Raw genomic sequence first — 11,921 nt, 5'->3', positions numbered from 1 at the left:
CGGAGGAACCCGGTACGTCGGCTCCGGTGGAGGGTGGCGAGGACGTCGGCCTGCCTTCCCCGCGGGGGATGGCCCGAGGCCTGGTCGCCACGTTCACCCAGCCCCGGCCGATGGCGCGGGAGGCCGTCCGGCTCGGGCGGGACACGGTGCGCATCCTCCGGGGCACCGCGGAGATCGCGCCCTCCCCGAAGGACAAGCGGTTCGCCGACCCGGCCTGGTCGCTGCACCCCGGGTACCGCCGGCTCGCCCAGTCCTACGTGGCGGCGGCGTCCTCCCTGGACCGCCTGGTGGCGGACTTCGAGGCCGGCGGCGCCGACTGGCGCGAGGTCGAGCAGGTGCGCTTCGTGCTCAACGCGCTCACCAGCGCCATGGCGCCGACCAACACCCTGCTGGGCAACCCGGCTGCGCTCAAGCGGGCGTTCGACACCGCCGGGGTCAGCGTCGTCCGCGGGCTCCGGAACGCGCTCCACGACCTCGTGCGCAACGGCGGCCTGCCGCGCCAGGTGGACCGCAGCGCCTTCACCGTGGGCGAGAGCCTCGGGATCACCCCCGGCGCCGTCGTCCACCGGGACGAGGTCATCGAGGTCATCCAGTACACCCCCTCGACGCCGCGCGTCCGGCAACGGCCCCTGGTGATCGTGCCGCCGCCCATCGGGCGCTTCTACTTCCTCGACCTGCGACCGGGACGCAGCCTCGTCGAGTACGCGGTCAGCCGGGGCCTGCAGGTCTTCATGATCAGCTGGCGCAACCCGACGAAGGAACAGTCCGAGTGGGGCCTGGACGAGTACGCACAGGGCGTCCTCACCGCCGTCGACGTGGCTCGTGAGGTCACCGGCTCCCCCGACGCCACCACCCTCGGCCTGTGCGCCGGCGGCCAGGTGATGACGACGGCGCTCAACCACCTCGCCGCGACCGGCGACGACCGGGTGCACGCCGCCGGCTACGCGGTGACCCTGCTCGACTTCTCCAGCCAGGCCCCGCTCGGCGCCTTCTCCGGGCCGCGGATGCTGGAGACCGCCCGGCGCAACTCCCGCCGGCGGGGCGTCATCAGCGCCCGGCAGATGGGGTCGATGTTCACCTGGATGCGCCCGGACGACCTGATCTTCAACTACCTGGTGCAGCAGTGGCTCATGGGCGAGGACCCGCCGGCGTTCGACGTCCTCGCCTGGAACGCGGACGGGACGAACCTGCCGGCCCGGCTGCACGAGCAGTTCCTCGACATCTTCGGCAACAACGCCCTGGTCAAGCCGGGGGCGCTGCGGGTCCTGGGGACGCCGGTCCACCTGAGCCGGATCACCCTCCCCACGTTCGTCACCGGGGCGCTCACCGACCACATCACCCCGTGGCACGGCTGCTACCGGACCACCCAGCTGCTGTCGGGACCGAGCACCTTCGTGCTCAGCTCCAGCGGCCACATCCAGAGCCTGGTCAACCCCCCGGGCAACCCCCGGGCCAAGTACTGGACCGGCGGGGAGCCCGGTGCGGACCCGCACGCCTGGCGCGCGGCGGCCGAGGAGCACACCGGCAGCTGGTGGGAGCCGTGGTCGGAGTGGGCGATCGAGCGCTCCGGCGAGGAGGTGCCCGCACCGGAGACGTTGGGCAGCGCAGCGCACCCGCCGCTGGAGCCGGCGCCCGGCTCCTACGTCCGGGACCGGGTGCCGGCCCGGATCTAGCGGCCGGCCGGGCTCCCGGACCACCGGCGAGCCGAACCGGGGCGGCGGCCGGAGCACCGACCGGCCGCCGCCGGACCCGGGACTAGCGGTAGCGGGGTTCGCGGGCGACGAGGGCCTGCAGCTCCGCGCGCATCACCTCGGGGTACTGCAGCGGCACGAAGTGGGTGCCCGACAGCGTGCGGAGCCGGGCGCGGGGCACCGCCTCGGCCGCCGTCCGGACGTCGACGGGGTCGACCAGGGTGTCGAAGCGGCCGGCCACGAACGTGACCGGGCAGGTCACCCCCGCGACGTCCAGCGGCGCGTGCTCCGCGACGGCCAGGGCCAGGTGCCGGTACCAGCGCCAGTCGTGCCGCGAGAACTCGTGCAGCACCTGGTACAGCGCGGCCGGGTGGGTGGCCTCTCGCGCGGGGCCGGTGAACCCGGCCGGCGTCAGCAGCTCGTGCCACGGCGGCAGGCTGGCCACGACCACCGGCAGCAGCGGGCCCACGACCGGCAGCAGCCGGCTGCTCAGCCGGCCTGCCGGGGCCCGCAGCCGCCGCGGCACGCCGTAGGGGGCGAACATCGCGGAGAAGCTCCCGCCCGGCACGCCGGCGACGGCGAGCAGCGACCGCACGCGTGAGGACTGCTCCAGCGCCAGTTCGAAGGCCACGTTGACCCCGAGCGACCAGCCGACGACCGTCGCCGACGGCATGTCGAAGGCGTCGAGGACGGCGCGGGCGTCGTCGGCGTGGTCCTCGACCCGCACCCGGCTGCGGTCGGCCGGCCGCGCGGAGCCGGCCAGACCGCGGTGCGCCCAGGTGACCACCCGGAAGCCGCTGTCCCGCTCGACCACCCGCGGCCAGGCCGCCGGCGGCGCGCCCAGACCGTTGCACAGCAGGACCGGGACGCCGTCCCCGTCGTTGGTCCAGGCGCGCAGCCGCGTCCCGTCCGCGGCCCGCACCGTCGTGTGGCCTCCCTGCAGGGTCCCGCCGCGAGCTCGCGAGTGGCGGGGGGCAGGGAGGTCCTCCATCAGGTAAAGGCCTCCCGCATCCCCTCCGAGGCCGATCCGGGCTGCGCCTCGTCGGCCGGCGTCGGGGCGGGCATCTCGGCGTGCTCGTGCGGCGCGGACGTCCCCTGGACGGCGACCACCGCCGGGTCGACCCGCATGACGGTGTACCCGGCCACGGCGCCCGCCCCGAACCCCGGCGCGAAGACCCGCACCGGCGCGGTGACCACCCCGTCGCGCACGGCGTCGTGGATGGCCAGCGGGATGCTGGCCGAGGAGGTGTTGCCTACCTTCTCGATGTTGAAGTAGAGCTGGTCGGCGGTCAGCCCGGCTCGCTCGGCCAGGCCGATCACCATCGTCTTGTTCGCCTGGTGCGGCACGATCAGGTCGATGGCGTCCATCAGCGACCCCTCCCGGCCGTCCGGGGCCGGCAGCTGCCCCAGCTCGTCGATCATCTGCGAGAGGTAGCGACCGGCCAGCGCCTTCACCTGGGGGCCGAACACGGTGATGTTGTTGTCGAACTCGGGGTTCGGCCAGAGGATCGAGTTCACCTCGCTGGCCGGGCCGCTGGCGTAGGTCTTCATGTAGTCGATGTCGCCGTCGGTCCCCTCGGGGGCCGGGCCGACGACCAGCGCCGCCGCGCCGTCCCCGAAGATCATCCGCGAGGTGCGGACGTTGCCGATCTTGTCGGAGAACTTCTCGACGCAGACGACGAGGACCGGCCGCTCGACCTCCTGCAGCATCCGCACGGCGTCGGCGACGCCGTAGGGCATGCCCGCGCAGGCGGCGATGATGTCGTAGGCCGCGTACACCTGGTGCATCCCCAGCTGGCCGCAGAGGTAGGTGGCCAGGGACGGGATGAGCCGGGAGCTGGTGCAGGTGCAGACCAGCACGGCGCCGATCTCCTCCGGCTGCCGCCCCGCCTTGTCCAGTGCGGCCTCGGCGGCCTGCAGGGCGAGGTCCTCCAGCGGCAGCGAGCTGTACTCGCGCTGCTCGATGCCGGTCTTGGAGGAGATCTCGTCGGCGCTCATCGGCGACCAGTTGTAGGCGGTGTTGCGGATCAGGTCGTCGTTGCTGCAGACCTGGTCGCCGTGCACCGCGGCCAGCGCCTCGATCCGCGGCTGCACCGAGAAGCGCTGCCGCACGTCCAGCTCCGGGTACGGCCGCACCGGCGGGCGGGACTCCCGGGGCCCGGCGACGTGCCGGGGCTCGGCACCGGCACGCAGCCGGCGCAGGAAGGCCCGCACCTCCTTGTCGCGCGGGTGGAAGGCGACCACGTAGTCGTCGTCCTTGAGCTCGCCGGCCGAGGCGAGCTCCATCTTCGACCTGTCCCAGGGGTACTGGTTGTGCAGCACCATCGCCCAGCGGTGCAGCGCCTCGAGCTCGGGGACGTCCTCGGAGACGTCGAGGATGTCGGTGTAGTCGTAGACCGGGTAGTCCGGGTCGTAGTCCGGCAGCCGGAAGGTCAGCGCGCCCGGCTGTTCCATGAACTCCGCGACCGTGGGCTTGACCGCCGGCAGCGTCGAGGCGTGGTGCTTCCGGTGGCCGTAGACGTCGAACAGGACGTCGAAGATCCGGTCCTCGCAGCCCTCGTCCCACCGCGACGGCAGCTGCGGGTAGGCCTCCTCCACCGCGGCGATCTTGGTCTCGCCGTCCTCCCAGGGCTCCAGCACCGGGAGGAACACGTCCGAGCGGGACCGGGGGACGTCGGCCCAGCGGGTGGGCCGCTTGTCGTACATGGTGATCGAGAAGCGGTTGGCCCAGAACAGGTTCAGGGCCATGTCCCGCATCAGGTCGTAGCGGGTGGCGTAGGCCCCGGTGCGCACCCGCTCGAGGATCTCGGTGCCGCTCGGGGCCTTGGTCTCGAAGTCCCGGCGGATGACGCTGTCGAGCTGTTCGAGCGTCTCCACGGTGGAGAAGTCCAGCTCGGGCATGATGTTCGAGGGGAACACCATGTGGCCGTGCCGGTTCAGGACGAACGCGTTCACGGGAGTCCTCTCTGTGGGCGGGTCAGGTCGTGGCCGCGCGGTCCATGCCGCGCTCGACGGCGGCGATGAGGCGGGGCCGCAGCTCGGCGGCGGGGATGATGGCGTGCACCGAGCCCGTCCGGCGGGCGCGCTCGATGTCGTGGACCGCCTCGAACTCGGCGGCCACCTCGCCGAGCTTCTCGGAGCGGACGGCGCTGCGGAGGGTCGCCAGCTGCGACCGGAGGTGGGCCTGCTCGACGGCGTCGGCCGCGGCGATGGCGGCCTCCAGCTCCTTCACCCGGGGGTCGGCGGCGGTGCGCTTGTCGACCTCGCGGGCGAACACCACCGCAGCGGCGGGCGCGCCGCCGATCACCGAGGCGTAGGAGCCCTCGACGGCGAGGACCTCCATGTTGTCGTTGAGGACGCCGGAGAAGACGACGAAGGCGCCGCCGTGGTAGCGAGAGACGACGCAGAAGACGATCGGGCCGTCGAAGTTGGTGATCGCCCGGCCGATCTCCGCGCCGTACTCCAGCTGGATGTTGCGCAGCGACTCCGGTGACCCGTCGAAGCCGGAGAGGTTGGCCAGGACCACCAGCGGCCGGTTGCCGCTGGCCGCGTTGATGGCGCGGGCGGTCTTCTTCGACGAGCGCGGGAACAGCGTCCCCGCCGTCCACTGGTCGGGCCCGTCGGCGGGGTGGCTGCCGCGCCGCGGGATCGGCCGGGACTCCACGCCCAGCACGGTCACCGGGTGCCCGCCGAGGTGGGCGTCGAGGACGACGGAGGTGTCGGCGTCGGCCATGCCGGCCCACCGCTCGAGCACCGGGTGGTCCTGGTCGGTGACCGCGCGCATGACGGTGCGGATGTCGAAGGCCTTCTTGCGCTCGGGGTTGGCCTCCGCCGAGAAGACGTCGCCGACGGTGGTGAACTCGCTGTCCGGGTGCGAGTGCGGGAAGGAGCGCACGTCCCGGTCGCGCGGGTCGGAGGTCTGCGCCGGCCGCGGCCAGCGCTCCCCCGGCGCCCGGTAGGCGTGGTCGTAGTGCCGGAACAGCACGTCCAGCGCCCCGTTGAGGTCCGGTGCCCAGTACTGCGCCTGGCCGTTGGGCCCCATGACCCGGTCGTAGCCGCCGATGCCGAAGTTGTCCTCGGCCGACACCCCGCCGGAGTAGTCCAGGGAGTGCTTGCCGGTGAGCACCATCGCGCTGTCCGGGGTCATGACCAGGATGCCCTTGGTGTGCATGAGCATCGTGGCCTCGGCGTTCCAGTACGGCTGGGCGCCGACGTTGATCCCGGTGACGACGACGTTGATCTCGTGACCGGCCTGGGTGAACTCGATGATCCGGCGCAGCGCGCGCGACACCCAGTCCATGTTCTCGGTGCCGCTGTCCATCGAGATGCGTGCGCCCGACGACAGCGCGAACCACTCGACCGGGATGTCCCGTTCCTCGGCGAGGTCCAGGGCGGCCACGACCCGCGCGCACTCCGGCTCGGCCACGGTGCCCAGCGCCTTGGTCGGGTCGCCGAACAGGGCCACCCGGGTCATGCCCTCCGGGTAGCGCGGCGTCGGCGTGGTGACCAGGCCGACGACGATCCCGGCCTTGTTCTGCCCGGGCGGGCGCTCGACGGGTGCGAGCCGGCCGTCGGCGTCCAGGTCGTGCTCGACGAACGAGCCGTCGGACCCGGCGAGCAGCGGGGCCAGCTCGTACGGGTAGGGCGCACCGCGGGCCCGGGAGCTGAGCACCTTGGCGGTGTAGTCGTCGAGGACCCTGAGCGGCTCGGTCGGGCGGTCGGTCACCCGCATCTGCACCCCGGTGCCCGGGCGGGCGGAGAAGCGCAGCGCCACGTCGCGCGGCGGGCCGCCCTCCTCCTGCAGCCGGGCCAGCAGCACGATCTGGTCCAGGCCGGCGCCGTAGGTCAGGGGGGCGGCGGTGCGCGCGAACTCGGCCACCTCGGCCAGCGGCACCTCGATCGACGGCCAGGCGTACAGGTGGATGCGGTTGTTCTCCAGCGGCCGCCGGGACCGCCGCAGCGACTGCGCCCGCCGCAGGCCGTCCAGGCAGGACGTGAGCTGCCGCTCGATCGTCGGGAAGCCGACGACCTCGCCGTGCTCGTCGCGCACCGGGGTCAGGTCGCGGACCTCGGCCATGGCGATGAACCGCTCGTCGTTCGGGTTCTCCTTGGCCGTGATGTGCAGCAGGTAGGTGTCCTCGGGGGACGGCACGCGCTCGCCGTCGAATTCCTTGAACCGCCAGATGTCCAGCCGCTGTGCGGTGAGCGGGTGCAGGCCGCGGATGACACGCTCCTCGGCGAGCCCCGTGGCCGGGCCGCCCTCCCCTGTCGGGCTCTGTGCCCGGTCCGGCGTCCGCCGGAAGGTGAACGTCTCGACCTCCCCCTCCGGGATGCAGACCGTGACGGTCACCCGGCGGCCGGTCCGCAGCGCCGGCACGCCCTCGAGCTGCTCGCGCAGCCGCTCGGAGACCTCGTCGTCGTCCGCGGGGCGGTCCGGCCAGTTCACGTAGAGGTCGACGACCACCTGGCTCGGGTCGGCGACGTCGGCCAGCGCGCCGGCCACCGATCCCAGCGCCTCGGGCAGCCGCGCGTGGTCGGTCATCAGCGCCAGCAGGTGCAGGCGGTTGCCGTGCAGGTCGAACTCCGCGGTGACGCAGGTGTCCCCGTCGAGCAGCGTCGCGCGCACGTCCTCGAGGCTGCGGCTGCGGTAGTAGCGGCGGGTGAGCACCTCGAGCACCGGGTCCGGGACGGCGGTCGACCGGCCGAACCGCTGCGCCAGCAGCCGCACCAGCGGCTCGGGGCTGGCGACCAGCGCCTCCATCCGCCGGATGCTCTCCGCGGTGTCGCCACGCGCCGCGGCCTCGTCGAGCTCGTCGAGCAGCCGGGCGGCCCGGTCGAGGACCTCCTGCCGGGCCGCCCGGACGACCGGCTCCTCGAAGTGCCGGTAGCGGACGGCGCGGGCCAGGTCGCCCACCACGGGATAGCGCAACTGGGTGGCGACGACCAGCCGGTCGAGCACCTCCCCCACCTCCGCGCGCGCGGGCCCGTCGGGCAGCTGGTCGGCGGTGAGCCAGCGGTCCAGTAGCGCGGAGACGGCGGGCAGCTGCTCACTGACGCGCTGCTGAGCGAGGAACACCCGGTGCACCGCCTCGGTCAACGCCGCGCTGGGCTCCAGGTCCTCGACGCCGTAGTGGGCCAGTGCCCGCCGCAGCCGGGCGCGGAAGGCCTCCGGGAGCCCCTCCCGCTCCACGTCGAGGGACCGCAGGTAGGCCTGGAAGTACTCCCGCGGGCTGTGGACCTGGGTCTCGGCCTCCTCCTCCGCGCTGGCCGGCCGGTTGCGCGACAGCTCGGAGATGTCGGCGAAGGTGACCAGCACGTCGAGCTCGGCAGACAGCAGGTCCGCGTCGTCGACGGGCAGCTCCTCACGGGCGGCGGCGTACTCGGCGACCAGCTGCTTCGCGTGCCCGCCGCTGACGTCGTAGCCGGTGACGAGCGCCCGCAGCGCCGCCAGGCGGGCCAGTGCCCGCGCCCGCGGGTCGCCGTCCGGCACCTCGCCCGCGCCCGGCAGGGCCACCCGCTCGCCCTGGGCCTCCTCGACGTCCCCGCCGACCCGGTCGAGGGCGACCAGGGGGGCGCCGGCGTCGACCTGGCTGTTGACCGCGGCCCGCACCTCGCGGACCCGGCCCGCGAACGGCGCCCGCACCGCCGTCTCCATCTTCATGCTCTCCAGGACGGCGATCGGCTGGCCGGCCTCGACCTCGTCGCCCGGCTCGACCCGGACGGCGACGACCACGGCCGGCGCGGGGGCGCGGACCACCCCGCCGACGTCCCGGCTCACCCGGTGCGTCTCCCCCTCCACCTCGACCAGGGCGGACCCGGGTGCCTCGGCGGTGACCACGGAGTAGCGCCGTCCGTCGGCCGTGAGCCGGCTCTCCAGCGGGCCGAGCCGGTCGACCTCGACGTCGACGACCCGGTCGTCGAGCGCGACCCGGTAGCGGTCGTGGTCGACGGTGGCCACCGTCAGCCGGTACACCTGCCCGCGCATGCCGAGCTCGATGGTGCGGCCGACCTCGTGCGGCGCGCGCGGCCGGCCGCCGCGCGCCGAGGCCAGGAAGGCCAGCCGCTCCTGCTCGACCTCCGCCTCGGCCAGGTCGAGCGCCACCTGCACCAGCGCAACCCACGCGTTGGCGGCCGGTCGGGCGGCAGCCGTGCCGGTGCGGTCCAACCACCCGGTGTCGGCGGTGCCGTCCACGACCTCAGGACGGTCCAGCAGGTCGAGCAGGAAGGACTTGGTCGTCGTCCCGCCGGCCAGCACGACGGTGGTCTCCCGCAGGGCGCAGCGCAGCCGGGCGAGCGCCTCGGGACGGTCCCGGCCCCAGGCGATCACCTTGGCGATCATCGAGTCGTACTGCGGCGGGACGGCGTCGCCGACGCTCAGCCCGGTGTCCACGCGGATGCCGGGGCCGCTCGCCATCCGCAGCAGCTCCACCCGGCCGGGTGCGGGCGCGAAGCCCTGCTCGGCGTCCTCGGCGGTGAGCCGCGCCTCGACGGCGTGCCCGGTGGCCGGGGGCGGGTCGCCCTCCAGGCGGCCGCCCTCGGCCACGTGCAACTGCAGCTTCACCAGGTCCAGGCCGGTGGTCGCCTCGGTCACGGGGTGCTCGACCTGCAGCCGGGTGTTGACCTCGAGGAAGGTGGTGAGCTGCTCCTCGGGCTGGTACAGGAACTCGACGGTGCCCGCGCCGACGTAGCCGGCCGCACGGACCAGCGCGACGGCGGACTCGCGCAGGGCGGCGTCCTGCTCCGGGGTGAGCGCCGGTGAGCTGGACTCCTCGATGATCTTCTGGTTGCGCCGCTGCACCGAGCAGTCGCGCACGCCCGGGGCCCAGACGGTGCCGTGCTGGTCGGCGATGACCTGGACCTCGACGTGCCGGCCGCCCTGGACCAGCCGCTCCATGAACACGACCGGGTCGCCGAAGCTCTTCTCCGCCTCGGACCGGGTGCGGGCCAGGGCCTCCTCGAGCTCTTCGGGCGAGCGGACGACGCGGATCCCGCGGCCCCCACCGCCGCTGCGGGCCTTGACGATGAGCGGGTAGCCGATGGCGTCGGCGTGCCGCCGGGCGTCGTCCGGCCCCTCGACCGGGCCGTGGCTCCACGGTGCGACCGGGACGCCGACCTTCTCGGCCAGCACCTTGGCCTCGATCTTGGCGCCGAGCAGCCGCATCGCCTCGGGCGACGGCCCGATGAAGGTCACGCCGAGGTCGGCGCACAGCTCCGCGAAGGCGGGGTCCTCGGCGACGAAGCCCCACCCCACCCACGCCGCGTCGGCGCGGCTGGCGCGCAGGGCCCGGGCCAGCTCGGCGTGGTCGAGGTAGGGCGAGCCGGCGCCGGTGTCGGCCAGCAGCACCGCCTCGTCGGCGGCGCGCACGAAGGTCGCCCGCCGCTCGGCCTCGGTGTACAGGGCGATCACGCGGGTGCGAGTGCCGAGTTCGGCGTCCAGCTCCCGCACCGCACGGATGAGCCGCATCGCGGGCTCCCCACGGTTGACGACGGCGATGCGGTCGAACACCGGGACACCTCTCCCTGGTCGGTGGTGGTGGTGGAAGGGCGGCTCGGTGGCCACCCGTGCCTGCTGCTACATGTCCAGGCCGCCGTTGACCCCCCAGACCTGCCCGGTGATGTAGCCGGAGGCGTCCGCGGCGAGGAAGTGCACGACGCGGGCGACCTCCTCCGGTTCGCCGAGCCGGCCGAGCGGGATCTTGCCCTTGAGGTTGTCGAGCACCTTGTCCGGCACCGTCCCGAGCATCTCGGTGGCGGTGTAGCCGGGGGTGACGGCGTTGACCGTGATGCCCAGGCCGTCGGTCTTGCCGGAACGCTGCACCTGCATCGCGGCCTCGCGGGCCAGCGTCTTGGTCAGGCCCAGCAGCCCGGCCTTGGCCGAGGCGTAGTTGGACTGCCCGATGCCGCCCATCTCCCCGATGACCGAGGAGATCATCACGATCCGCCCGCTGCCGCGCTCGAGCATGTGCTTGAGCGCGGCCTGCGACAGGTAGAAGGCGCCGGACAGGTTGACGTCGATGACCCTTCGCCAGTCGTCGTCGGTCATCTTCAGCACGGTGCGGTCGACGGTGATGCCGGCGTTGTTGACCAGGATGTCGAGCCGGCTGTGCTTCTCGATCACCTCGGCGATGGTGCGGCGACAGTCGTCAGCGTTCGCGATGTCGCCCTTGTGCACGGAGAAGCCCTGGTCGGGGAAGTCGTCGCAGAACTGCTTGCGGAAGCGCTCGGCGGCCTCGTCGTTGCCGCTGTAGCCGGCGGCGACGTCGGCGCCCTGCGCGGCCATGCTGCGGCAGATGGCCGCGCCGATCCCCCGGGTGCCCCCGGTCACGAACGCCACCCGGCCGGAGAGCTTGTCGCCCGTCCTGCTGGTCCGTTCCTGGGTCGCTGTCACCGGCTCCTCCTGCGGCTCGGGCGCGTGCGCCTCGTCCATGGGCCGGAGCCTGGTCGATGCCACCGACACGGCTCCGGATCGGGGTACGGGCAGCATGGTGCCGAGCGGGCGGCACGGCAAGACAGGAGACGGCTCCCTCCCGCAACGACACGGCGCGCCGTCGCGCAGGTCGTTGCGCGTGTCCGACACGCGCGGTCGCCGACGCGCGGGTCCCGTCCGCGATGCCGGGCGCCGAGTTGTCGCCGGGTCCCGCCCTCAGGAGAGTGGCTGCGCTCCCGCCCCCCACGGACAGGACCGCCATGAGGACACCGACCCGCCGCACCGTGACCACCGCCGTCGCAGGACTGACCGGCCTGTGCGCCGCCGTCCTGGTGCCGACGGTGGCCACCGCCCACCCCGGCTCCGAGCCACACGGCTGGGTCGACACGGCGTGGCTGACCGGGTACAGCCTGGAGGACAACTCGCCCGCCGGGACCCGTGCCACCTCCTCCGGCCGCAAGGCCGGCGGTACGGGGACCTTCGACGACCCGATCACGCTCGCCGTGGGCTACGCGGGCGGCGACGAGTTCCCCGTCGGGACGGTCTTCTACGTGCCGCTGGTCCGCGCGTACTTCGTGGTGGAGGACCGGTGCGGCGGCTGCTCGGACTGGACGCCCGAGGCCGAGTACACCATCGACCTGTGGGTCGGCAGCGACCCGGACTCGTCCTGCATGTACGCGATCACCGGGGCGCACACCGTCGTCCGGGACGCCGGCCGGGGCTGGGCCGTGGAGTACCGGCCGTACGAGCTCGGCTCGGACTGCAGCCTGTTCGGCGAGACCCCGGTCGCGGCCTGATCGAGG

At 73.7% G+C, this 11,921-nt stretch carries 6 protein-coding genes; 2 read left to right on the top strand and 4 right to left on the bottom strand.

Going from position 1 to position 11,921, the window contains the following annotated elements; all coding sequences use genetic code 11:
• Positions 1-68: 68 nt before the first annotated feature.
• Positions 69-1,673: a PHA/PHB synthase family protein gene (locus ACWIX7_RS24575; protein WP_448619018.1), complete on the top strand. Its 1,605-nt coding sequence runs from the start codon at positions 69-71 to the stop codon at positions 1,671-1,673.
• Between the two features lie 82 nt (positions 1,674-1,755).
• Here the strand turns inward: ACWIX7_RS24575 and ACWIX7_RS24570 are convergent, their stop codons facing one another.
• The 4 genes from ACWIX7_RS24570 to ACWIX7_RS24555 all read right to left on the bottom strand — a co-directional run bounded on the left by ACWIX7_RS24570 (position 1,756) and on the right by ACWIX7_RS24555 (position 11,118).
• Positions 1,756-2,613: an alpha/beta fold hydrolase gene (locus tag ACWIX7_RS24570; protein ID WP_448619017.1), complete on the bottom strand. Its 858-nt coding sequence runs from the start codon at positions 2,611-2,613 to the stop codon at positions 1,756-1,758.
• Between the two features lie 68 nt (positions 2,614-2,681).
• On the bottom strand, positions 2,682-4,646 hold the full coding sequence (locus ACWIX7_RS24565; protein ID WP_448619016.1) for a 3-oxoacyl-ACP synthase III family protein: 1,965 nt from the start codon (positions 4,644-4,646) through the stop codon (positions 2,682-2,684).
• A 22-nt stretch (positions 4,647-4,668) separates the two neighbouring features.
• A complete protein-coding gene (locus ACWIX7_RS24560; protein WP_448619015.1) occupies positions 4,669-10,197 on the bottom strand; it encodes an ATP-binding protein in 5,529 nt (1,842 codons plus the stop codon).
• 66 nt (positions 10,198-10,263) lie between these two features.
• Complete coding sequence (locus ACWIX7_RS24555; RefSeq protein WP_448619014.1) at positions 10,264-11,118, bottom strand: 3-oxoacyl-ACP reductase family protein; 855 nt, start codon at positions 11,116-11,118, stop codon at positions 10,264-10,266.
• Between the two features lie 260 nt (positions 11,119-11,378).
• Here ACWIX7_RS24555 and ACWIX7_RS24550 point away from each other — a divergent pair, with 260 nt between their 5' ends.
• Positions 11,379-11,915, top strand: a complete 537-nt coding sequence (locus tag ACWIX7_RS24550) for a hypothetical protein (RefSeq protein ID WP_448619013.1) — start codon at positions 11,379-11,381, stop codon at positions 11,913-11,915.
• Positions 11,916-11,921 lie beyond the last annotated feature (6 nt).

The organism is Geodermatophilus sp. URMC 65 (assembly GCF_053502545.1).
Note: the sequence above shows the minus strand (reverse complement) of the source record. Positions and strands in the feature narration are given on the sequence as shown.

Bases quoted from the DNA above. Each gene is read 5' to 3' on its own strand.
- ACWIX7_RS24575 (WP_448619018.1), top strand. From the start codon at position 69: ATGGCCCGAGGCCTGGTCGCCACGTTCACCCAGCCCCGGCCGATGGCG.
- ACWIX7_RS24555 (WP_448619014.1), bottom strand. From the start codon at position 11,118: ATGGACGAGGCGCACGCGCCCGAGCCGCAGGAGGAGCCGGTGACAGCG.
- ACWIX7_RS24550 (WP_448619013.1), top strand. From the start codon at position 11,379: ATGAGGACACCGACCCGCCGCACCGTGACCACCGCCGTCGCAGGACTG.